A 25009-nucleotide genomic window follows, 5' to 3' on the forward strand; every position below is an offset into this window, starting at 1 on the left:
CGAAAGGCGAGGCGTACGATGAGCAAAGAAATTCTGCTGGTTGTTGAGTCGGTATCTAACGAAAAGGGTGTACCGCCAGGCGTAATTTTTGAAGCGCTGGAGTTGGCACTGGCCACGGCGACCAAAAAACGTTTTGACGTTGAGGTTGAGTTGCGGGTGGAGATTAATCGCCACACCGGTAACTACGATACTTATCGTTGCTGGACAGTTGTTGAAGACCAGATGCTGATTAATTTGGCCTCTGAGTTGACGCTGGATGAGGCGCAGGAGCAAAAGCCTGACGCTAAAATTGGCGACCTGATTGAAGAGAAGATCGAGTCGATTGAGTTCGGTCGGATCGCAGCGCAAGCGGCCAAGCAAGTCATAGTGCAGAAAGTGCGCGAGGCTGAGCGCGCTCAGGTGGTTGACGCTTACCGGGATCGGGTTGGCGAGATCATCTCCGGCACCGTTAAAAAAGTGACTCGCGATAACGTCATCGTTGACCTGGGTAACAACGCCGAGGCGCTGTTGGCTCGCGAAGACATCATCGCGCGGGAAAACTTTCGGGTTGGCGCGCGTCTGCGGGCATTGCTGAAAGAAATCCGCAGCGAAAACCGTGGTCCGCAATTGATTCTCTCGCGCACCGCGCCGCAGATGCTGATTGAACTGTTTCGCATTGAAGTGCCGGAGATCGCTGAAGAGCTGATCGAAGTCATGGAAGCCGCACGCGATCCTGGCTCACGGGCCAAAATTGCCGTGCGTTCCAAGGACAAGCGGATTGATCCGCAAGGTGCTTGCATCGGTATGCGCGGTTCGCGTGTGCAGGCGGTTTCCGGCGAATTGGCCGGTGAGCGAGTGGACATCGTGTTGTGGGATGACAATCCTGCGCAGTTCGTGATCAACGCCATGTCGCCGGCTGAAGTGGTGGCCATCGTGGTTGACGAAGATACCCACTCGATGGATATCGCCGTTGGTGCCGACAACTTGGCGCAAGCCATTGGTCGTGGCGGTCAAAACGTGCGTCTTGCTAGTCAATTGACTGGCTGGACCCTGAACGTGATGACCGAGGAAGACCTGCAAGGCAAGCAACAAGCTGAAAGCGGCGACATCCTGCAGCGTCTGATCGACGAGTTGGAAGTTGACGAGGAGTTGGCTCAGGTTCTGGTTGAAGAAGGTTTCACCAGTCTTGAAGACATCGCCTATGTGCCGATCGAAGAAATGCTCAGCATTGATGGCTTTGACGAAGAAATCGTTAATGAGCTGCGTGCTCGTGCCAAAGACCGGTTGCTGACGCGCGCTATTGCTACTGAAGAAAAACTGGCTGACGCCCATCCGGCCGATGACCTGCTCTCACTTGAGGGTATGGATCACGACTTGGCGTGCGAACTGGCAGTGCGTGGTGTGATTACCCGCGAAGACCTGGCCGAGCAGTCGATTGACGACCTGCTCGACATCGACGGCATCGACTCAGATCGTGCCGGCAAGCTGATCATGGCCGCCCGCGCCCATTGGTTTGAGTAATACCCGCGGCCTGAGGAGAGAGATGCATGACGCAAGTCACGGTGAAAGAACTGGCCCAAGTGGTCGACACACCGGTGGAGCGCCTGCTGCTGCAGATGCGTGAGGCAGGTTTGCCGCACACTACCGCCGAACAAGTTGTGACCGACAATGAGAAGCAGGCGCTGTTAGCCCACCTCAAAAGCAGTCACGGCGCTAAGGTTGAACAGCCGCGCAAGATTACTTTGCAGCGCAAAACTACTAGCACCCTGCGGGTTGCTGGTAGCAAAACCATTAGCGTTGAAGTTCGTAAGAAGAAAGTCTTCGTTGAGCGCAGCGCGGAAGAAATTGCCGCCGAGAAAAAGCGCGATATGGAAGACAAGCTCGCGGCTGAAAATGCTAAGCGTCAGGCCGATAACGAGGCTCGTCGCCTCGCTAGCGCTGCCGCTCAGTCGGCTGCGCAAGGCGATGCATCTGCTGCTGCGCCAGTGGCTGCTGCACCTGTTGCCGCCGCTGCACCTGCGCCGGTAGTGGCTGCTGCGCCGGTTGAAGAACGCAAGAAAGACGAGTTGCGCCGCCCTGATAAGCCGCGTAACGAAGATGCCGACCGCCGTGGCGACCGTAAAACTACGGCCCATCGTCCATCGGTTAAAGAAAAAGAGAAGGCTCCGGCCCCTCGCGTTGCGCCCCGTACTACCGACGAAGAAAGCGACAGCTTCCGTCGTGGTGGTCGCGGCAAGACCAAGCTGAAGAAGCGTAACCAGCACGGTTTCCAGAGCCCAACCGGCCCGGTAATCCGCGAAGTTTCGATCGGTGAAACCATCACTGTTGGCGACTTGTCGCAGCAGATGTCGGTTAAAGCCGCGGAAGTGATCAAGTTCATGTTCAAGATGGGCACTCCGGTGACCATCAACCAAATCCTTGATCAGGAAACTGCGCAGCTGATCGCTGAAGAACTCGGCCACAAAGTGACCCTGGTGAGCGACAACGCGCTCGAAGAGCAGTTGGCTGAGTCGATCAAGTTTGACGGTGTTACCAGTACCCGCGCCCCAGTGGTAACGGTTATGGGTCACGTTGACCATGGTAAGACCTCGCTGCTCGACTATATCCGTCGCGCCAAGGTGGCTGCCGGTGAAGCCGGTGGTATCACCCAGCACATCGGTGCTTACCACGTTGAAACTGACCGTGGCATGGTGACTTTCCTCGATACCCCGGGTCACGCCGCGTTTACCTCGATGCGTGCCCGTGGTGCCAAGGCTACCGACATTGTGATTCTGGTGGTTGCGGCGGACGACGGCGTGATGCCGCAGACCATCGAAGCCGTTCAGCATGCCAAGGCTGCCGGCGTACCGCTGGTGGTTGCCGTGAATAAAATCGACAAGCCGGGCGCCGATCTCGATCGCATCCGCGCTGAACTGTCGGTTCACGGGGTTACCTCGGAAGAATGGGGTGGCGACACGCCGTTCGTTTCGGTCTCGGCGAAAGTCGGTACTGGCGTCGACGAGCTGCTCGAAGCCGTGCTGTTGCAAGCTGAAGTACTGGAATTGAAAGCCACTCCAACGGCTCCTGGCCGTGGCGTTGTGGTTGAATCACGCCTGGACAAGGGCCGTGGCCCGGTGGCTACCGTATTGGTACAAGACGGTACGCTGCGTCAAGGCGACATGATTCTGGTCGGCTCGAACTTCGGTCGTATCCGCGCCATGCTCGATGAGAACGGCAAGCCGATCAAAGAGGCTGGTCCGGCGATTCCGGTTGAGATTCTCGGCCTGGATGGCACCCCGGAAGCGGGCGACGAGATGATCGTGCTGGCTGACGAGAAGAAGGCCCGCGAAATCGCCTTGTTCCGTCAAGGCAAGTTCCGCGAAGTCAAACTGGCTCGTGCGCATGCCGGCAAGCTGGAGAACATCTTCGAGAACATGGGCCAGGCCGAGAAGAAGACGCTTAACATCGTCCTCAAATCTGACGTGCGTGGTTCCCTCGAAGCATTGCAAGGCGCCTTGGGCGGCCTGGGCAATGACGAAGTTCAGGTTCGGGTAATTGGTGGCGGTGTCGGTGGTATCACCGAGAGCGACGCTAACCTGGCACTGGCTTCGAGCGCGGTGATCTTCGGCTTCAACGTGCGTGCCGATGCCGGTGCGCGCAAGATTGTCGAGCAGGAAGGTCTGGATATGCGTTATTACAACGTGATCTACGACATTATCGATGACGTCAAAAAGGCCCTTACCGGCATGCTTGGCAGCGATGTTCGCGAGAACATCCTCGGTATTGCTGAAGTTCGCGATGTGTTCCGTTCACCTAAGTTCGGCGCTATTGCCGGCTGTATGGTGTTGGAAGGTGTTGTGCACCGTAACCGTCCGATTCGTGTACTGCGTGAAGACGTGGTTATCTTCGAAGGCGAGTTGGAATCTCTGCGTCGCTTCAAGGACGACATGTCCGAAGTGCGTGCCGGCATGGAATGCGGTATTGGCGTTAAGAGCTACAACGACGTTAAAGCTGGCGACAAGATCGAAGTGTTCGAGAAGGTCCAAGTGGCCCGCAGCCTCTAAGCCGCGAGCTGTACCACGCAACGCCCGGTCAGGCTCTCGTCTGGCCGGGCGTTTGGCGCTTTCAGACCGCTCGGGTTTTATCCGGGTGGTGAGTGACAGGTAATAAACCATGGCAAAAGAATATAGCCGCACCCAACGTATTGGCGATCAGATGCAGCGCGAGCTGGCACAGTTGATCCGCCGCGAAATTAAAGACCCGCGCGTCGGCCTGGTGACCATCACCGCCGTCGAAGTGAGTCGTGATGTCAGTCACGCGAAGATTTTTATCACCGTGATGGGCCAGGACAGCGCTGAAGATATCGCCCAGAACCTCAAGGTGCTGAACGACGCCTCCGGCTTTCTGCGCATGCAGTTGGGCCGCTCCATGCAATTGCGCAATGTGCCGCAGTTGCACTTTCACTTTGACTCAAGCGTGTCGCGCGGCGCCCATTTGTCGGCGCTGATCGAGCGTGCCGTGGCCGAAGACAGCCAGCACCCTGCCGCAGCCGCCGAAGCAGATAGCAAGGTTGACGAGGCTGGCGAGGCGGATAAGGAGTGAGGGGCGTGGCTCAGGTTAAGCGTATTCGCCGCGATGTCAGCGGGATTATCCTGTTGGATAAACCCCTCGGCTTTACCTCAAATGCGGCGTTGCAGAAGGTTCGCTGGCTGCTCAATGCGGAAAAAGCCGGGCATACCGGCAGTCTCGATCCGTTGGCCACCGGCGTGTTGCCGCTGTGTTTCGGTGAGGCGACCAAGTTTTCCCAGTACCTGCTGGACGCCGACAAAGGCTACGAGACGCTCATGCAGTTGGGGCAAACCACCGCCACCGGCGATGCCGAGGGTGAGGTGCTGTTGCAGCGTGAGGTGACCTGTAGTCGCGCCGATATAGAAGCAGTGTTGCCGGCCTTTCGTGGCCCCATCAGCCAGATTCCGCCGATGTACTCGGCCCTGAAGCGCGATGGTCAGCCACTCTACAAACTGGCCCGCGCCGGGGTGGTGGTGGAGCGCGAAGCGCGTTCTGTTACTATCAATGGCCTGCAATTGCTCGACTTCGAGCAGGCCCAGGCGCGCTTGTCGGTGAGTTGCACCAAGGGCACGTATATCCGCACCTTGGTCGAGGACATTGGCGAGCAATTGGGCTGCGGGGCTTATGTGGCGCAACTGCGTCGCACTCAAGCCGGTCCTTTTGCCTTGGCGCAAACGGTCACGCTGGAAGAGCTTGAGCAGGTGCATGCCGAGGGTGGTAATGAGGCCGTTGACCGCTTTCTGTTACCCTCCGACAGCGGTTTGCAGCATTGGCCAATAGTGCAGTTTTCCGAGCACAGCAGTTTTTACTGGCTCAATGGCCAGCCGGTACGCGCCCCAGAAGCGCCGCAGTTCGGTATGGTCCGGGTACAAGATCACAACGGTCGCTTTATCGGTATCGGTGAAGTGAGCGAAGACGGGCGGATTGCGCCGCGTCGATTGATTCGGTCGCAGTGACCGAAGCGGGCTGTTGTAAATCGTAAGATTTGTGGCAGCTTTAGCACGAGGGTGGCTGTTAATAGGCGCGGTCACATCTCATTTAAAAAATACGGGGAGTAGTCCCTGGCCTGTTACCTAAAGGAGCCCATCATGGCACTTAGCGTTGAAGATAAAGCCCAAATCGTAACTGAATACCAGCAAGCTGTTGGTGATACTGGTTCGCCAGAAGTGCAAGTTGCACTGCTGACCGCCAACATCAACAAGCTGCAAGGTCACTTCAAAATCAACGGTAAAGATCACCACTCGCGTCGTGGTCTGATCCGTATGGTTAACCAGCGTCGTAAGTTGCTGGATTACCTGAAGGGCAAAGACGTTACCCGTTACACCAGCCTGATTGCTCGCTTGGGTCTGCGTCGCTAATACGACGTTGTTGAGGTTGGTGGTCTGTCGCTGGTTGTCGTGCTGGTCCTTAGGGGCAAGCCGGCAATCTACGGCAGGCCACCAGCCTCAAGTTTTATCTGGGTAGCGCTCGGGTCCGATTCCCGCAGTTGCCCACAAATTTTGCAGCACCGGATTTTGTAATGGCTAGTTTTGCAACAAGCAGATTTCCCCAAGGCAAAAAAGAGAAGGTAACCACACCGTGAACCCGGTAATTAAGAAGTTTCAATATGGTCAATCGACCATCACCCTCGAGACTGGCCGCGTTGCCCGTCAAGCCTCCGGCGCCGTGCTGGTCACTGTCGATGACGACGTTGCCGTATTGGTAACAGTGGTTGGCGCCAAGCACGCCGATCCAAGCAAGGGCTTCTTCCCGCTCTCCGTGCACTACCAAGAAAAAACCTACGCAGCCGGCAAGATCCCCGGCGGTTTCTTCAAGCGTGAAGCCCGTCCGTCCGAGAAAGAGACGCTGACCTCGCGCCTGATCGACCGTCCGATCCGCCCGCTGTTCCCAGAAGGCTTCATGAACGAAGTGCAGGTTATCTGCACCGTAATGTCGACCAGCAAAAAGACCGATCCAGACGTAGCCGCCATGATCGGCACCTCGGCCGCCCTGGCCATTTCCGGTATCCCGTTCGAGGCTCCGTTTGGCGCCGCTCGCGTGGCTTTCCACGAAAGCACCGGCTACCTGCTTAACCCAACTTACGAGCAACTCAAGGCTTCGAGCCTGGACATGGTCGTAGCCGGCACTAAAGACGCCGTGTTGATGGTTGAATCGGAAGCCAAAGAGCTGACCGAAGACCAGATGTTGGGCGCGGTGTTGTTCGCCCACGACGAATTCCAGGTAGTGATCAAAGCCGTTACCGAATTGGCCGCCGAAGCTGGCAAGCCGACTTGGGACTGGACTGCTCCAGCCAAGAACGACGTACTGATCGACGCAATCCGCGCCGAGTTCGGCGCGGCGATCTCCCAGGCTTACGCCATCATCGTTAAGCACGAGCGTTATGCCCGTCTCGGCGAGCTGCGTAACCAGGTAGTGGCCAAGTTCTCCGGCGCCGAAGGCCAAGCCTCGGCTGGCGAAGTTAAAGATGTGTTCGGCGAAATCGAATACCGCACCGTGCGCGAGAACATCGTTAACGGCAAGCCACGCATCGACGGCCGCGACACCCGCACCGTACGTCCGTTGGCCATCGAAGTCGGCGTTCTGGCCAAGACCCACGGTTCGGCTCTGTTCACCCGTGGCGAAACTCAGGCGCTGGTGGTTGCCACTCTGGGTACTGCCCGTGACGCGCAGTTGCTCGACACCCTGGAAGGCGAGCGCAAAGACCCGTTCATGCTGCACTACAACTTCCCGCCGTACTCGGTAGGCGAATGTGGTCGCATGGGTGGCGTGGGTCGCCGCGAAATCGGTCACGGCCGTTTGGCCCGTCGCAGCATCGCGGCCATGCTGCCAGCTGCTGACGTATTTCCGTACACCATTCGCGTGGTGTCGGAAATTACCGAGTCGAACGGTTCCAGCTCCATGGCTTCGGTGTGCGGTGCATCCCTGGCCTTGATGGACGCTGGCGTTCCGCTGAAGGCTCCGGTTGCCGGTATCGCCATGGGTCTGGTTAAAGAAGGCGAGAAGTTCGCCATCCTCACCGACATCCTCGGCGACGAAGATCACCTCGGCGACATGGACTTCAAGGTAGCCGGTACCGCCAAAGGTGTTACCGCGCTGCAGATGGACATCAAGATCAACGGCATCACCGAAGAAATCATGGAAATCGCTCTGGGCCAAGCCCTGGAAGCGCGCCTGAATATCCTCGGTCAGATGAACCAGATCCTGGCTACCTCGCGCACCGAGTTGTCGGCTAACGCCCCAACCATGATCGCGATGAAGATCGACACCGACAAGATCCGCGATGTGATCGGCAAAGGCGGCGCGACCATTCGTGCCATCTGTGAAGAGACCAAAGCTTCGATCGATATCGAAGACGATGGCACCATCAAGATCTTCGGCGAAACCAAGGAAGCTGCCGAGGCCGCGCGTCAGCGCGTACTGGGCATCACCGCGGAAGCTGAAATCGGCAAGATCTACATCGGTAAGGTTGAGCGGATCGTCGACTTCGGCGCCTTCGTTAACATCCTGCCGGGTAAAGACGGTCTGGTGCACATCTCGATGCTCAGCGATCAGCGCATTGAGAAGGTTACCGACGTGTTGAAAGAAGGCCAGGAAGTTAAGGTTCTGGTCCTCGACGTCGACAACCGTGGCCGCATCAAGCTGTCGATCAAAGACGTGGCTGCTGCCGAAGCTGCGGAAACTGCCAGCGCCTAATAGCGCTAGCGACTGAAAAAGGGCCCTGCGGGGCCCTTTTTCATGTACTCGTTAGTGGTTGGCTTCGCTTGTGTAGGGTGTGTTAGCCGCATCGCTGCGTAACGCACCAACGGATACGGCTAATCATTGCAAAAAATGGTGGGTTACGCCTGCGGCTAACCACACCCTACGAAGCCAAAGCGCTTTCAACCACTAACGCAGGCATAGCCTTTTTCATGGCTGCAGGCCCTGCCGCACACAGACAACACCGAGAACTGTTAATCCATGCGCCTCGATAAATATATTGCCGACACGACCGACCTTTCGCGGGCTTTGGTGAAGATAGCTTTAAGAAGTAAGCGTGTGATGGTCAATGGCGAGCAAATTAAAGACGCCAGCTTACAGATAAGCCCGACCGATATTGTCCAGCTTGACGGTGCAGCTCTGCGCCCAGTCGGCCCGCGTTATTTTATGCTGCACAAACCGCTCGGTTACATCTGCGCCACCATCGATAACGACCACCCCACGGTGCTCGATTTACTCGACGAGCCGAACAAAAAAATACTGCATATTGCCGGACGCCTCGATATCGACACCACGGGGCTGGTATTGATTACCGACGATGGTCCGTGGAACCATCGCGTAACCTCGCCGCGCCATGAATGCCAAAAAACCTATCGCGCCACACTGGCCAACGCTCTAATCAGCGATGCAGAACAAAAGTTACAGGCAGGTCTATTGCTCAACAGTGAAAAACAGCTGACCAAGCCCGCCACACTGGAGCGTCTATCCAGCAACGAAGTGCGGCTGACCATTAGCGAGGGCAAATACCATCAAGTAAAAAGAATGTTTGCCGCACTCGACAATCGGGTTGTGGCGCTACACCGCGAGCGCATTGGCGCTATCACCTTGGATGACTCACTGGCCGTGGGTGAGTATCGTCCGTTGACCGAAGCAGAAATCCAAAGCATTCAGTAACCTCTAAAAAGCTGATAAGGGCCAACAAGAGACGCCGCTCCCTGCGAGGCTTTTTTTGCCCGAACAATGCCGCTATTACCGTAGTAAACAAGGAAGTACTGGATGGACAAGACCCACTGTCACTATCACCTGGCGCAACCGGCCACCTGGCACTGCGCCAGTTGTCCGCGCGATTACGGCGATTGTTGCCTGCCGCTGAATGCCGATGACCAGGATGCGGTGGCCCTTTGCCCGCTGTGTCGCAGCAAGCTAAGTTTTCTCGGCGCGGCCAATAGTGCGCAACCTTTTTGGTTGCGAATTCCCAAATTCTTTCTGTATGCCTTTCAGGCTGGGCCTTTGGCGTTCGCCGCTTTGTTGGCGCTGGCCAGTCTGTTTATGCCCAGCTCGAAAATCCTCTGGCTGGTGCTGCTCAGCGTCGCCACCAAGTACCTGCACAGCGTGATCGAAGCCAGCAGTCAGGCGCAGCAGGAGGCGCCGAGTCTGCGGAGCGCTTTTGTCGGCGAAGGCTTCGCCCTGTTCTTCCGGCAGCTGGCGGTGTTTGTCATCGCCGCAGCAGTACTGTGGTTAGCCGCCGATTTTGACAGTGAGGCGCTGTACTGGGTGGTCAACCTGTTGATCATGCTGGTGCTGCCGGCCAGCATCATCCGCCTGGCGCTGGAGAAAGAGCTGGCGGCGGCGCTCAGTCCAGAGCTGGTCGGCCAGGTGATCAAAGCCATGGGCTGGCGTTATCTGATTCTCTGGGCCTTTCTGTTTATCCTCTGGCAATCGCCCAGCTACGTGACTTACATGCTCTCCAGCGGCTTGCCACGGGTGGTGCTGATGCCGATTGCGGCGGCGCTGTTCGCCTACTTTGCCGTGGTCATGTGCGCCATGATGGGCTATGTGGTGTTCCAGTATCAGGGCGCCCTGGGTTATGTGATTGCCGATGAAACCCAGCAAAATCACTTTCCGGTGGCCGAGTATCAACGCCGTAAAGCCTTGGCCGAGGCAGAGATTCGCCTGAAGGAGGGGCAGAGCGCCCAGGCCTTGGAAATCCTCACCCAGGCTCTGGAACGCAGCCCGAACGACCTCAAACTCAATGAGCGTTTTCATCAGCTGCTCTTCGGGCTGAATGACCGCGACCGCTGCCTGCGCCATCTGCAGCATTACCTGCCGCTGGTGGTCCGGCTTAATCCGGCACTGGCGGTCACGGCATTGCTGAATGTGCGGCAACTGCAGGCGGATTTTCTGCCCGCCGATGCCTTGCTCTGCGAGCAACTGGCCGGCGCCTTGCTGGCCCGACATAAAAACCGCGAAGCCCTGAGTCTGCTGCGTAATCTGCACCAGCGCTTCCCGGACTACCCGCATATCCCGCGCGCCTATCTGTTGGCGGCCCGGGGTTTTGCCGAAGGGCTGGGGCAACTGGAGCCGGCGCAACAGCTGCTGGGCTTTATCCGCGCCCGTTATCCGAGCTCGCCTTTGTTGGGGGAGGTGGCCAGTCTGCAGGCCATTATCGCCAAGTTGGCCCAGGTCAAAGTCGGCTGATCGCTTGGCGGGCAGCAGGGCTTAACTGACGCGGTTTTGCTGATGCTGGCCCAGCAGCTGGGTTTGCTCGGCATCCGGGAAGTGTTGGCGCATAAAGGCCGAAACCTCGGCCACGCTGTGACGGTCTTGGCGCTGGCCGAGCAGCTTGCCTAAGTGCAGGCTGAGGCCGAGCATGGCCGCCGGTGGTTGCACGCGACAGGCCAGTTTGCGCCAGGGGTACAGCGCATGGCGCTCATCGCCGGCCTTGAGCAACTGTTGCAGCAGGTGCAGTTGGATGGCCGGATGCTCAAGCAGGCGTTGCTGTGGATCGCCCATGTCGAGGGCCAGTTTTTGTAGCAGCGGCAACTGACCGCTGGCGGTGGGCAGGGCAAACAGTTGCTTGAGCAGCGCGCCGAGCAGGGCCTTGTCCTGGCGGCTCTTGGCCACCGGGTAGAGTTGTTCCAGCAGGGCCAGACGGCCTGGGTAGCGGCCGAGTAAATCCAGGCCACGGCTGGCGGCCTGGTCGAGGGCGAAGCGGCTGATCAGCTCGGCCAGCGCCGCCACTTCACGTTTGTACTGGGCATCCGGGTCGACTTTGAGCAGGAAGCTCTCATCCACTTTCAGTTGGCCAAACTGCTTGGGCAACCATACCAACAAAAAACCCGCGGCCAAGCCGCCCAGGTGGGCGTAGCGATTGACGTGATCGTTGGCCAGCATGCCGAGCAATTCCTTGCCCATCCACAGCGGCAAGATCCACAGCGCCGGTGCGCGAAAGTAACCAAACAGCGGCCCCAGCCAGTAGAAGAAGTTGATCTTGCGCAGCCCGTATACGCCCAGGTACATGCCCATCAGCCCGGACACCGCACCGGATGCGCCTATGCCGGTTAACCATGAGGGTTCGAACAGCCACCAGAACAGATGGGAGGCCAGCCCGCTAACGAGGTAAAGACCGAGAAACATCCAGCGGCCCAGGGCGATTTCCAGGGCGAAGCCGAAGATAAACAAAAACAGCATATTGCCCAGCAGGTGATCGACGCTGCCATGCAAGAACATCGCGCCGAACAAGCCTTGCACGGTGAATTTGGCCGGGACAAAGCCAAAGCGATAATTGCTGAGTTGGTCGCGGGCCGCTTCGGCCGGCTGGCGAGCGGCCTGCCACTGCGGGTCGGCCAGGTAGGCCGGGCTCTGGTGCAGTTGGTTTTCGAACTCCAGATCGGTGAGCAGCATGCCGGCCAGGTCTTTACTGCGCAGTTCACTGAAGCCTTTTTGTTGCTCGGCATTGAGCTTGTGCTCTTGGCTGAAGGCGGCAATAAAACTGGCCTTCTCGCGGCTGAGCAGGCCGGCGTCGAGGTAGGTTTTCACCGCCCGCTCTTCACGCGCGCTGTCGCCGCCCTGATAACCGAAGTAGATCAGGCAATTGAGCACAATCAGCAGCAGGGTGATGACGGGCGGACGCTTAAAATCCAGCGGGTGTTCGGCGGGCAGAATGATCATGAGGAACGTCCGTGTTGGCGTATCGAGCTGTTACTGGCCGCGTTTGCTTTCAATTTGGCGCAAGCGACCGCCTTCGAAAGTCAGGTAGTAATACATGCCATTGTTGGGGCCGTAGGACCATTCCTCGATTTGCAGGCCAAGGTTGCCATTGATGGTGTCGGTGTAGCCGAGCAGGTCGCGGCTGGCGGGCTGCCCGCACTTGCGCAGCACTTCGCTGCTGCGATCACCCTCATTGACCAGTTTTTGTCCGCAGCGAAAGGTGGCGTTGGCGTCGTAACTCATGACCAGCAGCGGCAGTGCAAGCAGGTATAGGGCGCGTTTCATTTGAGCTGTTCCACGATGGGCGGGAGTGAGTTTATTGACCGCGTTTGCTTTGGATTCTAACCAGCCGATTGGCTTCGAAACGCAGGTAGTAATACATGCCGTTGCGCGGGCCGTAGCTCCACTCGTCGATGCCCACCTGGCTGACGCCGCCATAGTAGTCGACCACCTCGCGATAACCGAGAAACTCCTTGGTCGCAGGTTCGCCACATTTGGCCAGCACTTCGCTGGTGCGATCCTGCAGGCTGATCAAGCTGCTTTGGCAGCGCAGGGTTGAGGTCGCCTGAGCCAGCGGAGCCAGCATTAGGCCGCTCAGCAGCAGGCCGGTAAGTAGCGGCAAGTTTTTCACACAAGCTCCAAATGATTGGCTTATTTCAGCCTACACCGGCGCCCGACGTCTGTCAGCGCCGGGCCGCTGCCGGCGTTTATTGGCTGCCCAGTTGCAGGACGCTGGCGACCCGGCCATCAGCCTCGGCCGGAGCCACGCTGACATCCAGCAGGTAGATGCGTTGGTCTTCCAGGCTGCCGCGGTCAACCAGGTACTGTTTGATACTGGCCGCCCGCGCCTGGCCCAATTTGCGCAGCAAGCCTTGGTTGCCGGCCCAGTGGTTGATGACCGCTTCATGCAGCTTGTTGGTGCGCTGCTCGCTGTCGAGCTTGTCCCAATCGGCCGGGATTTTTTGTTTGAGCTGAACGCGGTAGATGCCTTCGAGCAAGTCGGCTTTTTCATCCTCGGGTACTTCCAGCGCGCTGGCATCGGCAGGAACGGTATCGCCGTCACGTTGCAGCGCTTTGTAGTAGCTGTTTTGGTATTCGCGCTGCAGGCGTTGCTCGGCCAGCAGTGGGCCATCCGCCGCCTGGGCGCTGACGCCTTGCACTTCCAAGCGCAGCACCGGCCGTTGTTTGAGGGCGGCAGCCAGGGTGTTGAGCACGCCCTGGGCTTGTGGGTCTAACTCGGTGGCGCCTGGGCTGAATTGCACGCGGTCGAGATTGACCTCATCGGCGCCGCTGACCAGCCCGGCAATAAATTTGAACGGCGCTGACGCGGCGCGTACCACCAGATTGCGCAGGGTTTGCCAGATGATCGGCATCACACTGAACTGGGGATTATTGAGGTCGCCACTGACCGGCAGTTCGATCTCGATTTTGCCGTCGCTGTCTTTCAGCAAGGCAATCGCCAGCCGCACCGGCAGGTCGACGGCGTCCGGGCTGTCGACTTGCTCGCCAAGCTCAAGTTGCTCGAGCACCAGTTTGTTTTCGGCGTTGAGTTTGCCCTGGTTGATCTTGTAGAGCAGGTCGAGGTTCAGCCGACCCTTGAGGATGCGGTAACCGGCGAATTTGCCCGAATAGGGCGTGAGGGTGGTCAGCTCGACCTGTTTGAAGCTCACCGCCATGTCCAGGCTGGCCAGCGGATTGAAGGGGTTGAGGTTGCCGACGATGCTCACCGGCGCATAACGGTCGACCTTGCCCTTGATCGACACCGCAGCCGGCTTGGGTTGGCTGCTGTCGATGCGGCCGATGTGGCCTTCCAGCTGCTGAATGGCGGTGGCAAAGTCGGGTTTCAGGCTGAGGTCGGCAAAGTTGGCCGAACCATTTTTCAGGCTGATTTCGCCCAGGACAATGACCAGCGGTTTGCTCTGCGCGGCCGCCGGTGCGGCCTTGCTGGCCGGTTGTGGGATGAGCAAATCAGTCAGGTTGGTGCTGCGGTCTTCATTGATGGTAAAGCGCGCGTAGGGCTGGTTGAAGTTGATTTTGTTGATGCTCAGGCTCTCGCCATGGCGGTAACTGAAACCCTGCAGGTCAAGCTGCTGCCACTTGATAAAGTCGCGGCGTTTGACGGTGTCGAGGGTGTGCAGCTGTTTGACCTGCACGCCACCGTCGATGCTGAAGGCCAGCGGTTCGGTGCTCTGCAGGTCAACGGCCAGGGCGCTGTCGAGCATGCCGCTGCGCAGTTCGATGCGCACAAAGGGCGCGAGGTAGGCTTGGGCGATACGCAGGTCGATATTTTCTGTGTCGAGCTTGAGCTTGGCGCTGACTGGGCTGAGCGCCACCTGGCCGGCGGCTTTGAATTTGCCGTGCTTACCCACGCCGGTATCCAGGCTCAGGGTAAAAGGTGATTGGTTGAGGCTGTCGAAATTATTCAGGTCCAGGTTCAGTGGGCCGAGCTCGAGCTTAACCTCAGGCGTTGCCCCACGATCGGCCAGGTGAATTTGATAGTCGCGCAACTGCATATCGCTGAGCAGCACCTGCCAGGGCTTACCGGCTGGGGCCGGGCTGGCGGGTGTGGTTGGCGCGGTTTTTTCGGCAAACAGCTTTTGCCAGTCAAGCTGGCCATCGGCTTCCCGGGCCGCCCAGGTTTTCAAGCCTTGGCTGCGAATTTTGCCGATCAGCACTTGCTGCTTGGCCAGATCTAGGCTGGTTTCGCTGATGTGCAGGCTGGCCAGTTTAAGCAGTGGCTGGCCGCCTGGGCGGTTGATGGCCAGGGGTGCCAGGCGGATGTCGAGGTTGCTCAGTTGTAACTGGGTACCGCCGGCCAGGCTCAGTCGATAATCGCTGGCAAAATTAATCACGCCCTCTTGCAGGGCCAGTGGCAGCACGTCGCGCACACGGGGCCAGATGCTTTTGAGTTGACCATCGCTGAGCTTGAGTCGACCGTTGGAGCTGATCGGGTTGAGCGCCACTTGCCCTTGCCAGTCAATCCGCCCACCGTGGGGGCCGGTGGCAACCAAGCTCATTTCGGCGCTATCGCCGGCCAGGGTGCTGAGGTTGTTCAGGCTCAAATCCAAGGCGTCGTAGACGAATTCAATCGGCTCGCTGGTACGTAAGTCTTGAAAGTGCAGCTGGCCGCCGGCCAGGGCCACTCGCTCGATGCGCAGCGGGAAGGGTTCGCTCGGCGCCTCGACTTCCTGGGGCTCGGGGCTGGCGGGCAGCTTGAATAATTGGCTTAGATTGAGGCGGCCATCTTTAGCGAACAGCAGTTCGACCTTGGCTTGCTCCAGGCGAACATCGGCCAGGTGCAGCGCGCCGCTCCAGAAGCTGTCCCATTGCAGGTCGGCCTGTAACTTGGCAAACCCCAGCTGCTCGGCTGGGGCCTCCCCCAGGTGCAGGCCCCACAGTGTTAGCTCAAGGCTAAAGGGGTTGAGCTGCAGGCGCTCAAGCTTGGCCGGCACGTTGCTGAAACTGGCCAACTGTTGGTTGATCAGCCGCAGGGCAATGCCGGGGATGATTAAAAACCCCAGCAGGCTGTACAAGATTACGCCAATGAGTGCGGCGGCAGCGGTGCGTTTCAGTCCCTTGGGCATGGCGTGGCATCATCTATGGCAGCTAAAGATGCTTGGGAGTATGGCATGCGCACCGCGAATTTGACCCCTGTCAGAGCTGCAGGATCAGGGTTTTCAGTGGTGGCTGGCCGTCTTGCGAGGGGAAGTCCGCCGCTGGGGTGAGCACCTGGCAGTCGCGCACCGGGCGGCCGAGTTTTTCCGCGCAGCGCAGCACCTGCTCGCGCCAGTCGGTCAGCGCCACCTTGGCCAGGTTGTTACAGCAGATCAGCACGCCACCCTCGGCGGTGGTCAGCAGCGCCGGTTTCAGCAGGCTTTGGTAGTCGCGCAGCAAGTCGACGGTGCCGAAAGCGCTCTTGGCCCAGGCCGGCGGGTCGAGAAACACCAGGTCGAATTGGCGCGGTTGCAGGCGTGGGTAGTTCGGCAACGTTTGCCGCCGGCGCGGCAGTATCGGTAGGCCAGCCAGTTGGCGGATGGCGGCAAAGTAGTCGGCCTGCAAAAACTCCATCGCCGGCAGTTGCGGGTTGAGCAGGGCGTTTTCTTTACCCACCGCCAGGTTGCTCTCGGCAAAGTCGAGGTTGCACACCGCGCTGGCGCCACCAGCTGCGGCAGCCAGGCCGACACCGCAGGTATAGGCGAACAGGTTGAGTACCGATTTGCCCTGGCTGTGCTGCTTGACCCAGCCACGGGCATTGCGCAGGTCGAGAAACAGCAGCGGGTCCTGGCCGACATGCCGGCCGCGCACCCGATAATTCAGGCCCCATTCGTGGCCGATCAGGTCTGCCAATGCCGCCGGTTCGGCCGAGTAGATCGGATCGCTGCGATCGATGCGCGAATTGCCCTGGCTGCGGTCGTTGTAGACCAACAGCAGTGGCTGATCCAGTGTGGCGCAGACGATTTCATGCAGCTCCAGCAAGGCCTCGCGGGGCAATTGCGCATGGAAGCTTTGCACCAGCAATTGCGGGCCGTACCTGTCGATGCACAGACCGCCGGCGCCTTCCTGGCTGCCGTGGAACAGCCGGTAACAGTCGCTTCCCTGGCTGTGCAGCTCACTCAACAAGGCTTGGCGATTGAGCAGGGCGGCGCGCAGCGCCTGATTCAGAGTGGACATGCGCAGCGCCTCGAAATGGGGCCGGCAGTTTATCAGTTCACCACTAAAAACGCCGACCCATGGCCGGCGTCGTTGCCGTGTTGCTGAGCGGTCAATCAACCACAAACAGTTTGGCGCCGCTCGGGGTTGAGGAACGATGCGCTTCGGCCTGGTCGGCCACCTGATAGCTCATGCCAGGCGTGAGGATAAAGTGCCGACCGTCTTGCAGCTCGGTGTGCAGTTCACCTTCGAGGCATAGCAGGATATGGCCTTTCGAGCACCAATGGTCGGCCAGGTAGCCTGCGCTGTACTCGACCATGCGCACCCGCACGCTGCCAAACTGACAGGTGCGCCAGTAAGCCGTGCCGGTTTCGCCAGGGTGTTCACTGGGCGTGATGCTGGACCAGTCGGTGGTGCCGAAAGGAATGCCGCTGATCTCCATTGCTGTCTCCGTGAGTTGTTTGCTGTAAGGCTTAGTTAGTCGCAGCAGAGCATCGAGCGGCAAGTGTCGGGGTCAGGTCTTACATCTGCCATGGCGTAGTTATTTTGCTGCATGCAAGATATAAGATCTGATCCCCGAAAAACCTTAGTCAAATCACCCAGGGCTGCCAGAATCAAGACGCCATTATTGTGCTGTCTATGGCCAAGTACCACTGCATGCAGCTTCCCGTGAACGCATGAGGTTAGACCATGCCGCCTGATCAGACTGACACACTCATCACCTACCGCTTCACTTTCGCCGATGGGCAGTCGGTCGAGCATGGCGTGGCCCTGGAGGACGACGCCGGCTTGCCTGAGGCGGCCGCCTGGACGCGCCTGGATTTCCAGCAATGCCCGCATTGCCCGCTGTCGGTCAACGAGGTGCAACTTTGCCCTTTTGCGGCGGCCTTGCAGCAACCGGTGAACATGCTGGCCACGCGCTCCTCCTTCGAGTCGGTGGATGTGCGGGTGCGCTGGCGTGACCGGGAAATCCACCAGCACACCACTTTGCAGCGAGCGGCAGGTTCGTTGCTGGGGGCCGTAGGGGCGGCCAGCGGTTGTCCGCATACGCGTCTGCTTAAGGCCATGGCCTGGTTTCACCAACCTTTCAGCGGTAGCGACGAAACCTTGTTCCGGGTGATGGGCAGTTACCTGTTGGGCCAGTTTCTGCGCACTCAGCACGGCCTGGCGGCGGACTGGGACTTGGCCGGGTTACGTGAGGTCTACCGCAATCTGCGTCAGGTCAATCTGGGCATGGCTCAGCGTCTACGCACCGCCGCCGAACGGGACTCGAGCGTCAATGGCCTGATTCTGCTCGACCTGCTGGCCGCCGATACCTTGTACAGCCTCGATAAGTACCACGGCGAACTCGACCGCTTCTTCGCCGAGTATCTGCAAGAGCCCTAGGGCCGTAGGGTGGGTTAGCGGCGCATTACAGCGGCCGTTGAGCCAACGGTGATTGTGGCGCGCCGCGTAACCCACCAAGCGATATTCCGCGTTGCGCCGATGGTGGGTTACGCGGCGCGCCAAGCTTTGTGCTGTTGTATGGATCTGGTCTTGCGCCGCTAACCCACCCTACAAAGGCTACAAAAGCGTAACGCGTAGCAAGGGGTTAATCGCGCTCAAGCGCCAGGGCTACGCCCTGACCGCCGCCGATGCACAGGGTGGCCAGGCCTTTCTTGGCGTCGCGCTTGAGCATCTCGTGCAGCAGGCTGACCAAGATGCGGCAGCCCGATGCACCGATTGGGTGGCCCAGAGCAATGGCGCCGCCGTTGACGTTGACCTTGCTGGTGTCCCACTGCAGCTCTTGGCCGACGGCCAGAGACTGGGCGGCGAAGGCTTCGTTGGCTTCGATCAGGTCCAGATCGCTCACCTGCCAGCCGGCTTTGGCCAGGCAGCGTTGGGTGGCGGACACCGGGCCGATGCCCATGATGGCTGGATCAACCCCGGCGTTGGCGTAGGCTTTGATCCGCGCCAATACCGGCAGGCCGAGGGCCTCGGCCTTGGCGGCGCTCATCAGCAGCACGGCGGCGGCGCCGTCATTCAGGCTGGAGGCGTTGCCGGCGGTGACCGAACCGTCTTTCTTGAACGCCGGCTTTAGTTTGCCCAGGGACTCGGCAGTGGTGCCGGCGCGCGGTTGTTCGTCGATGGCGAAGGCCACCGGCTCACCTTTGCGTGAAGGCACCAGGATTGGGGTGATTTCGTCAACGAAGCGGCCGGCTTCGATGGCCGCTACGGCTTTTTGCTGCGAGGCAGCCGCGAAGGCGTCCTGGGCTGCTCGGCTGATGCCGTATTTGTCCACCAGGTTCTCGGCGGTGATGCCCATGTGGTAGTCGTTGAAGGCATCCCACAGGCCATCGCAGATCATGGTATCGATGACTTTGGCGTGACCCATGCGCAGGCCGGTGCGCGCGCCTGGCATCACGTAGTTGGACAGGCTCATGTTCTCTTGGCCGCCGGCGATGATCACTTCGGCGTCGCCGCAACGAATGGCCTGGGCGCCCAGGTGCAGGGCTTTGAGGCCCGAGCCGCAGACCTTGTTCAGGGTCAGGGCCGGCACGGCATGGGGCAGGCCGGCTTTGATCGCGGTCTGCCGGGCCGGGTTCTGGCCGGCGCCGGCGGTGAGCACCTGGCCGAAAATCACTTCATCCACCAGTGCGCCATCCAGGCCGGTCTGCGCCAACAACTGGCGGATCACCGCCGCGCCCAGATCGACGGCCGAAATATTCGCCAGTGAACCTTGAAAGCTGCCGACGGCGGTGCGGGTGGCGGCGACGATAACGACTTCTTGCATGGTGCAGTTCCTCATGGCGGCTGAGTGCGGTCAGTGACTGACCCGAATGGCCGTAATGGTCGCACACCGAGCGGTCGCCGGCCAATTGCGCCTAGCTAGGCTCTGACGTAAGTGCGGCTCGCTCGCTACGGCGGCAGCGCTTAACGTGACGGCAAGCCCATGCGCCGGCGGGCACGGTGGATGGCGCCGTTGCGCACCGCCCAGCGCAGCAGGAACGCCAGGCTGTGCACGCCGGCGCGGATCAGCGGGCGCTGCCAGGCGGCTTGCTGCAGGCCGAGCTGCTGGCGCGTCCAGTCGGGTAACAGGTCGATGCCGGCCTGCATAAACAGTCGCGACACTGGGGCGGCGGCGCGGCTCGGTGCCGGTGCATTGAGCAGTACTCGGCAGATCTCCCGGGTCCGTTCATCGCAGACCAACTGCGGGCGCATGGCCGTGAGGTAATCGGCCACTGCCGCGCGGGATTTGGGCACGTCGCGGGCGCCGAGGCGCTCGGCGACTATGGCTATTTCGGCGTAGTAGCGGTCCTGCTCGGCCGCCGGTAACTGTGGGTTGAAGTAACGCAGGTAGCCGGCCAGAAAGCAGGAAACTTCCGCCACATGCACCCAGGTCAGCAGCTCCGGGTCGCTGGCGGCGTAGGTGCGGCCATCCGGCGCGGTGCCGCTGACCTGTAGATGGATGCTGCGCACCCGTGCAAGCAGTTCGTCGGCCGAGGCGGTGGGGGCGAAGCTGGTGCCGGCGATAAACTGGCCGGTGCGGCGCAGACGGCCGAGCATGTCCTGGCGGAAGTTGGAGTGGTCCCAGACGCCGGCCAGAGCCAGCGGATGGAGCATCTGCAGCAACAGAGAGGCGATGCCACCGACCAGCATGCTGGTGAAGTCGCGGTGCACTTCCCAGGGCATGGAGTCGGGGCCGAACAGTCCCGGATCGCCCTTGGGGTTTTCATAGTCGACCTGCCCCAGAGTCAGGCCGCTGAGGCTGAATACCCGCCTTTCGATACGCCGGCGCAGGGCTTCCATAGGCTTCAAATTCAGCGGTTCAGGCGTTGGTCGATCAGGCCGTCGACCACGCTCGGGTCGGCCAGGGTCGAGGTGTCGCCCAAGGTGTCGAGCTCATTGCAGGCGATCTTGCGCAGGATGCGGCGCATGATCTTGCCCGAGCGGGTTTTCGGCAGGCCCGGCGCCCATTGCATCAGCTCCGGCTTGGCGAAGCTGCCGATTTCCTTGGCCACTAAGGCGACTAACTCTTGCTGTAGGGCTTGGTTTGGCTCGATGCCATTCATCAGGGTGACGAAGGCGTAGATGCCCTGGCCCTTGATGTCGTGGGGGTAGCCGACCACTGCGGCTTCGGCGACGGCGTCGTGCAGCACCAGGGCGCTTTCCACTTCAGCGGTGCCGATGCGGTGGCCGGAGACGTTGATCACGTCATCCACCCGGCCGGTGATCCAGTAGTAACCGTCCTCGTCGCGACGGGCGCCGTCGCCGGTGAAGTAGTAGCCGGGGAAGGGTTTGAAGTAGGTGTCGATCATCCGCTGGTGATCGCCATAGATGCTGCGGATCTGCCCAGGCCAGCTGGCTTTGATCGCCAACACGCCGCTGCCGGCACCCTCAATCTCCAGGCCTTTTTCGTCCAGCAGGGCCGGTTGCACGCCGAAGAACGGCCGGGTCGCCGAGCCTGGTTTGAGCAGGGTGGCGCCGGGCAGCGGGCAGATCATGATGCCGCCGGTTTCGGTCTGCCACCAGGTATCAACTATCGGGCAGCGGGTTTCGCCGACCACGTGGTAATACCATTCCCAGGCTTCCGGGTTGATCGGCTCGCCGACGCTGCCGAGCAAGCGCAGGCTCGACCGCGAGGTCTTTTGCACCGGGCCGTCGCCCTCGCGCATCAAGGCGCGCAGGGCCGTCGGCGCCGTGTAGAAAATATTCACCTGGTGCTTGTCGATCACCTGCCAGAAGCGCGAGCTGTCCGGGTAATTCGGCACGCCCTCGAAGATCAGGGTAGTGGCGCCGTTGGCCAGCGGACCGTAGACGATGTAGCTGTGGCCGGTGACCCAGCCGACATCGGCGGTGCACCAGTAGATGTCGCCGGCGTGGTAGTCGAACACGTACTTGTGGCTCATGGCCGCCTGCAGCAGATAGCCGCCGGTGGTGTGCAGCACGCCCTTGGGTTTGCCGGTGGAGCCTGAGGTGTAGAGGATAAACAGCGGGTCTTCGGCGTCCATCGGTTCGGCCGGGCAGTCGTCACTGACGTCTTTTAGGGCCTGGTGATACCAGAGGTCACGGCCTTCGACCCAGTTGATTTCGCCCTGGCTACGCTCGACCACCACTACTGTGGAGACTGTCGGACAACTCAGCAGGGCCTTATCGACGTTGTTTTTCAGTGGCACATATTTGCCGGCGCGCACGCCTTCATCGGCGGTAATCACGGTGCGGCAATCGGCATCCAGAATCCGGTCGCGCAGGGCGTCCGGGGAGAAGCCGCCGAACACCACCGAGTGCACCGCACCGATGCGCGAACAGGCGAGCATGGCGTAGGCCGCTTCGGGGATCATCGGCATGTAGATGCAGACACGGTCGCCTTTTTGTACGCCACGGCTTTTTAGCACATTGGCCAGTCGGCAGACTTTATCGTGCAGCTCGCGGTAGGTGATTTGCGCCGACTCGCTGGGGTTGTCGCCTTCCCAGATAATCGCGATCTGCTCGCCGCGCTCGGCCAGATGGCGGTCGATGCAGTTGACGCTGACGTTCAGTTGGCCGCCCTTGAACCACTGCGCCAGGCCGCTGTGCATATCGCTGACCAGTACCTGATCCCAGGGCTTGCTCCAGTCCAGAAAGGCCTTGGCCTGCTCGGCCCAAAAGGTCTCTGGCTGCTCGATGGATTGCTGATACAGGCGCAGGTAGTCGTCGTTATTCAGCAGGGCGCGCTGGCGCACATGCTCGGCAACGGGGTGGGCAGTGATCTCGAACATGCTCGGGTCCTTATTATTGTCTGCGCGTGGGCGATTGCAGCGGCGCGCTACCGATTGATAAGAGTGACCCAGGCCGTTGCCGGGTTCAAGTGTTGTCGGGTAGTTGCCGGGCAGTAAAAAGCCGGCGTGAAGTGGGCCTCAGGCCGGCTTGGGATTTACTTGAAAATTAGCCGCGGTGACGGCCGCGGAAGTAGTCGATCAGCCCTTGGGTTGAGCTGTCTTCGGCTGGCTCCGGCTCCCAGCTGGTCATGCGCTGATAGACGTTCTTGCCCATCTCCTTGCCCAGCTCCACACCCCATTGGTCGAAGGCGTTGATGCCCCAGATCACGCTCTGCACGAATACCTTGTGCTCGTACAGCGCCACCAAGGCGCCGAGGCGGCGTGGGCTGATGCGTTCGAGCACCAAGGTGTTACTTGGTCGGTTGCCGGGGATCACTTTGTGCGGCGCCAGGCGTTGCACTTCGCCTTCCGGCAAACCTTTGGCACGCAACTCGGCCTCGGCTTCACCGTGGGTTTTACCCAGCATCAGGGCTTGGCTCTGGGACAAGCAGTTGGCGTACAGCCACTGGTGGTGGTCGGCCACCGGGTTGTAGCTGACCACCGGTACGATAAAGTCGGCTGGAATCAGCTGGGTGCCCTGGTGCAGTAACTGGTGATAGGCGTGCTGACCGTTACAACCGACGCCACCCCAGATCACCGGGCCGGTAGCGGTGCTTACCGGGCTGCCGTCATGCCGTACACTTTTGCCATTGGACTCCATGTCCAGCTGCTGCAAGTGCTTGGTGATGTTGCGCAGGTAGTGGTCGTACGGCAGGATCGCGTGGCTTTGCGCGCCCCAGAAGTTGCCATACCAAACTCCCAACATGGCCAGCAGCACCGGCATGTTGCGCTCCAGTGGGGCGCTCTGGAAATGCTGATCCATGCTGTAGGCGCCGGCCAGCAATTCTTTGAAATTGGACATGCCAATCGCCAGGGCAATCGGCAAACCGATCGCCGACCACAGCGAGTAACGCCCGCCAACCCAGTCCCACATCGGGAAGATGTTCTCGGCGCGAATACCAAACGCCAGCGCCGCTTCGCGGTTGCTCGACACGGCAATAAAATGCCGGTGCAGCGCCTCTTCCGAACCGCCCTGGGCCAGGTACCAGGCGCGCGAAGCTTGGGCGTTTTTCAGGGTTTCGAGGGTGCCGAAGGTTTTTGACGAGACGATAAATAGCGTGGTTTCTGCCCGCAGTTTGCCGGCCAGTTCAAAGAACTCACTGCCGTCGATATTGGCCAGGTAGTGGCAAGTGACGCCTTTTTGCGCAAAGGGCAGCAACGCCTCCGAGACCAGTTGCGGGCCGAGGAAGGAGCCGCCAATGCCGATATTGACGATGTCGGTGATCGGCTTTTCGCTGTAACCGCGCCACAGGCCATTGTGAATGCGGCTGACCAGTTCGGTCATCTGATTGAGTACGCGGTGCACTTCAGGCATCACGTTAACGCCGTTTACTTCCAGGCGATCACCGACCGGCCGGCGCAAGGCGGTGTGCAGCGCCGGGCGACCTTCCGAGCTGTTGACCAGCTCGCCGTCAAACAGGGCGCGAATCGCTTGCTCCAGGTCGCACTCACGGGCCAGATTAACCAATAGGCTGCGGGTTTCACTGGTGATCAGGTTTTTCGAGTAATCAAGAAACAGGCTACTGCTGCTCATCGAGAAATCACTGAAGCGCTGCGGGTTTTCGGCAAACGCCTGGCGCAGGCTGAAATTCTGCATCGTTTCGCGGTGTTGGCTGAGCGCCTGCCAAGCGGGCAGAAGGGTGGCGTCAAGTGGGTTTTGGTAATACGCCATGGTTGCCGACTTCCTTGAATAATGATGTGCGGTCTTTGAATGTCAAAAAGCCCGGAGAGTTCCGGGCTTTGATTCTAACGGCTTAGGGGTTGAACATAGCGCGAAATCTTAGCGCCCTAAGCCACTTGTACCGGGATTGCGTTAGTGGTGTGACTGAGCTCATTGCCTGGCGCCATATAGAGCATGCGCGGCTGGAAATTAACCAGATCGGCTTCGCTGTAGTGGGCGTAGGCGCAGATGATTACCCGGTCGCCAACTTTAGCTTTATGGGCGGCGGCGCCATTGACCGAGATCATCCGCGAGCCGGCTTCGCCACGAATCGCATAGGTGGTGAAACGTTCGCCGTTGTCGACGTTATAGATCTGAATCTGCTCGTATTCGCGGATGCCCGACAGATCCAGCCAGTCGCCGTCGATGGCGCAGGAACCTTCGTAATCGAGTACCGCGTGGGTGACTTCGGCGCGGTGCAGTTTGGCCTTGAGCATGATGGCGTGCATGGTGATCTCCTCAGAACCTGTTGAATGTCGACTGCGGGCTACGCGCGCGGTACTGCGTTTAAAGTGGCTGATCTTCGCCC

General features: G+C 59.8%; 20 protein-coding genes. 9 read left to right on the forward strand and 11 right to left on the reverse strand.

The window, feature by feature from the left end; all coding sequences use genetic code 11:
- The first annotated feature begins 18 nt into the window (after positions 1-18).
- The 8 genes from nusA (at position 19) to Q8R10_RS12595 (ending at position 10701) form a co-directional block, all read left to right on the forward strand.
- The gene (gene nusA, locus Q8R10_RS12560) at positions 19-1500 is read left to right on the forward strand and encodes a transcription termination factor NusA (protein WP_305654166.1); all 1482 of its coding nucleotides are present in this window, start codon (positions 19-21) and stop codon (positions 1498-1500) included.
- A 26-nt stretch (positions 1501-1526) separates the two neighbouring features.
- Positions 1527-4022 (forward strand): translation initiation factor IF-2, encoded by a 2496-nt coding sequence (infB, locus tag Q8R10_RS12565; RefSeq protein ID WP_305654167.1) that lies wholly within the window; start codon positions 1527-1529, stop codon positions 4020-4022.
- A gap of 109 nt (positions 4023-4131) precedes the next feature.
- Positions 4132-4560 carry a 30S ribosome-binding factor RbfA gene (rbfA, locus tag Q8R10_RS12570; protein WP_305654168.1) on the forward strand — a complete coding sequence of 143 codons (429 nt, stop codon included), beginning with the start codon at positions 4132-4134 and terminating at the stop codon, positions 4558-4560.
- A 5-nt stretch (positions 4561-4565) separates the two neighbouring features.
- Positions 4566-5483, forward strand: coding sequence for a tRNA pseudouridine(55) synthase TruB (gene truB, locus Q8R10_RS12575; protein ID WP_305654169.1), 918 nt, complete (start codon positions 4566-4568; stop codon positions 5481-5483).
- A 132-nt stretch (positions 5484-5615) separates the two neighbouring features.
- A complete protein-coding gene (gene rpsO / locus Q8R10_RS12580) occupies positions 5616-5885 on the forward strand; it encodes a 30S ribosomal protein S15 (protein ID WP_305654170.1) in 270 nt (89 codons plus the stop codon).
- Positions 5886-6105: 220 nt separating this feature from the next.
- Positions 6106-8220, forward strand: a complete 2115-nt coding sequence (gene pnp / locus Q8R10_RS12585; protein WP_305654171.1) for a polyribonucleotide nucleotidyltransferase — start codon at positions 6106-6108, stop codon at positions 8218-8220.
- Between the two features lie 264 nt (positions 8221-8484).
- Complete coding sequence (gene rsuA, locus Q8R10_RS12590) at positions 8485-9177, forward strand: 16S rRNA pseudouridine(516) synthase RsuA (RefSeq protein WP_305654172.1); 693 nt, start codon at positions 8485-8487, stop codon at positions 9175-9177.
- Positions 9178-9279: 102 nt separating this feature from the next.
- Positions 9280-10701 carry a hypothetical protein gene (locus Q8R10_RS12595; protein ID WP_305654173.1) on the forward strand — a complete coding sequence of 474 codons (1422 nt, stop codon included), beginning with the start codon at positions 9280-9282 and terminating at the stop codon, positions 10699-10701.
- A 21-nt stretch (positions 10702-10722) separates the two neighbouring features.
- On the opposite strand, the gene Q8R10_RS12600 is transcribed toward Q8R10_RS12595, so the two are convergent.
- The 6 genes from Q8R10_RS12600 to Q8R10_RS12625 form a co-directional block, all read right to left on the reverse strand.
- The gene (locus Q8R10_RS12600) at positions 10723-12174 is read right to left on the reverse strand and encodes a rhomboid family intramembrane serine protease (RefSeq protein WP_305654174.1); all 1452 of its coding nucleotides are present in this window, start codon (positions 12172-12174) and stop codon (positions 10723-10725) included.
- Positions 12175-12204: 30 nt separating this feature from the next.
- A complete protein-coding gene (locus Q8R10_RS12605; RefSeq protein ID WP_305654175.1) occupies positions 12205-12498 on the reverse strand; it encodes a DUF2845 domain-containing protein in 294 nt (97 codons plus the stop codon).
- A 31-nt stretch (positions 12499-12529) separates the two neighbouring features.
- A complete protein-coding gene (locus tag Q8R10_RS12610) occupies positions 12530-12799 on the reverse strand; it encodes a DUF2845 domain-containing protein (RefSeq protein WP_305654224.1) in 270 nt (89 codons plus the stop codon).
- A gap of 121 nt (positions 12800-12920) precedes the next feature.
- Positions 12921-15797 (reverse strand): DUF748 domain-containing protein, encoded by a 2877-nt coding sequence (locus Q8R10_RS12615; protein WP_305654176.1) that lies wholly within the window; start codon positions 15795-15797, stop codon positions 12921-12923.
- A gap of 70 nt (positions 15798-15867) precedes the next feature.
- The gene (locus Q8R10_RS12620; RefSeq protein WP_305654177.1) at positions 15868-16884 is read right to left on the reverse strand and encodes a class I SAM-dependent rRNA methyltransferase; all 1017 of its coding nucleotides are present in this window, start codon (positions 16882-16884) and stop codon (positions 15868-15870) included.
- A 91-nt stretch (positions 16885-16975) separates the two neighbouring features.
- Positions 16976-17305 (reverse strand): DHCW motif cupin fold protein, encoded by a 330-nt coding sequence (locus tag Q8R10_RS12625; RefSeq protein ID WP_305654178.1) that lies wholly within the window; start codon positions 17303-17305, stop codon positions 16976-16978.
- 248 nt (positions 17306-17553) lie between these two features.
- On the opposite strand from Q8R10_RS12625, the gene Q8R10_RS12630 reads away from it, so the two are divergent.
- A complete protein-coding gene (locus tag Q8R10_RS12630) occupies positions 17554-18249 on the forward strand; it encodes a hypothetical protein (RefSeq protein WP_305654179.1) in 696 nt (231 codons plus the stop codon).
- 205 nt (positions 18250-18454) lie between these two features.
- On the opposite strand, the gene Q8R10_RS12635 is transcribed toward Q8R10_RS12630, so the two are convergent.
- The 5 genes from Q8R10_RS12635 to panD form a co-directional block, all read right to left on the reverse strand.
- Positions 18455-19636, reverse strand: a complete 1182-nt coding sequence (locus Q8R10_RS12635) for an acetyl-CoA C-acetyltransferase (protein WP_305654180.1) — start codon at positions 19634-19636, stop codon at positions 18455-18457.
- Between the two features lie 140 nt (positions 19637-19776).
- Positions 19777-20652: an oxygenase MpaB family protein gene (locus Q8R10_RS12640; RefSeq protein ID WP_305654181.1), complete on the reverse strand. Its 876-nt coding sequence runs from the start codon at positions 20650-20652 to the stop codon at positions 19777-19779.
- Positions 20653-20663: 11 nt separating this feature from the next.
- Complete coding sequence (gene acs / locus Q8R10_RS12645) at positions 20664-22601, reverse strand: acetate--CoA ligase (RefSeq protein ID WP_305654182.1); 1938 nt, start codon at positions 22599-22601, stop codon at positions 20664-20666.
- A gap of 166 nt (positions 22602-22767) precedes the next feature.
- Positions 22768-24432 carry a glucose-6-phosphate isomerase gene (gene pgi / locus Q8R10_RS12650; RefSeq protein ID WP_305654183.1) on the reverse strand — a complete coding sequence of 555 codons (1665 nt, stop codon included), beginning with the start codon at positions 24430-24432 and terminating at the stop codon, positions 22768-22770.
- 116 nt (positions 24433-24548) lie between these two features.
- Positions 24549-24929, reverse strand: coding sequence for an aspartate 1-decarboxylase (panD, locus tag Q8R10_RS12655; RefSeq protein ID WP_305654184.1), 381 nt, complete (start codon positions 24927-24929; stop codon positions 24549-24551).
- Positions 24930-25009 lie beyond the last annotated feature (80 nt).

The organism is Pseudomonas sp. (assembly GCF_030698175.1).
Taxonomy (GTDB): domain Bacteria; phylum Pseudomonadota; class Gammaproteobacteria; order Pseudomonadales; family Pseudomonadaceae; genus Aquipseudomonas.

Excerpts from the sequence above, each read along its gene's own strand:
- nusA (WP_305654166.1), top strand. The coding sequence starts at position 19 with ATGAGCAAAGAAATTCTGCTGGTTGTTGAGTCGGTATCTAACGAAAAG.
- infB (WP_305654167.1), top strand. The coding sequence starts at position 1,527 with ATGACGCAAGTCACGGTGAAAGAACTGGCCCAAGTGGTCGACACACCG.
- rbfA (WP_305654168.1), top strand. The coding sequence starts at position 4,132 with ATGGCAAAAGAATATAGCCGCACCCAACGTATTGGCGATCAGATGCAG.
- rpsO (WP_305654170.1), top strand. The coding sequence starts at position 5,616 with ATGGCACTTAGCGTTGAAGATAAAGCCCAAATCGTAACTGAATACCAG.
- rsuA (WP_305654172.1), top strand. The coding sequence starts at position 8,485 with ATGCGCCTCGATAAATATATTGCCGACACGACCGACCTTTCGCGGGCT.
- Q8R10_RS12595 (WP_305654173.1), top strand. The coding sequence starts at position 9,280 with ATGGACAAGACCCACTGTCACTATCACCTGGCGCAACCGGCCACCTGG.
- Q8R10_RS12600 (WP_305654174.1), bottom strand. The coding sequence starts at position 12,174 with ATGATCATTCTGCCCGCCGAACACCCGCTGGATTTTAAGCGTCCGCCC.
- Q8R10_RS12605 (WP_305654175.1), bottom strand. The coding sequence starts at position 12,498 with ATGAAACGCGCCCTATACCTGCTTGCACTGCCGCTGCTGGTCATGAGT.
- Q8R10_RS12610 (WP_305654224.1), bottom strand. The coding sequence starts at position 12,799 with ATGCTGGCTCCGCTGGCTCAGGCGACCTCAACCCTGCGCTGCCAAAGC.
- Q8R10_RS12615 (WP_305654176.1), bottom strand. The coding sequence starts at position 15,797 with ATGCCCAAGGGACTGAAACGCACCGCTGCCGCCGCACTCATTGGCGTA.
- Q8R10_RS12620 (WP_305654177.1), bottom strand. The coding sequence starts at position 16,884 with ATGTCCACTCTGAATCAGGCGCTGCGCGCCGCCCTGCTCAATCGCCAA.
- Q8R10_RS12625 (WP_305654178.1), bottom strand. The coding sequence starts at position 17,305 with ATGGAGATCAGCGGCATTCCTTTCGGCACCACCGACTGGTCCAGCATC.
- Q8R10_RS12630 (WP_305654179.1), top strand. The coding sequence starts at position 17,554 with ATGCCGCCTGATCAGACTGACACACTCATCACCTACCGCTTCACTTTC.
- Q8R10_RS12635 (WP_305654180.1), bottom strand. The coding sequence starts at position 19,636 with ATGCAAGAAGTCGTTATCGTCGCCGCCACCCGCACCGCCGTCGGCAGC.
- Q8R10_RS12640 (WP_305654181.1), bottom strand. The coding sequence starts at position 20,652 with ATGGAAGCCCTGCGCCGGCGTATCGAAAGGCGGGTATTCAGCCTCAGC.
- acs (WP_305654182.1), bottom strand. The coding sequence starts at position 22,601 with ATGTTCGAGATCACTGCCCACCCCGTTGCCGAGCATGTGCGCCAGCGC.
- pgi (WP_305654183.1), bottom strand. The coding sequence starts at position 24,432 with ATGGCGTATTACCAAAACCCACTTGACGCCACCCTTCTGCCCGCTTGG.
- panD (WP_305654184.1), bottom strand. The coding sequence starts at position 24,929 with ATGCACGCCATCATGCTCAAGGCCAAACTGCACCGCGCCGAAGTCACC.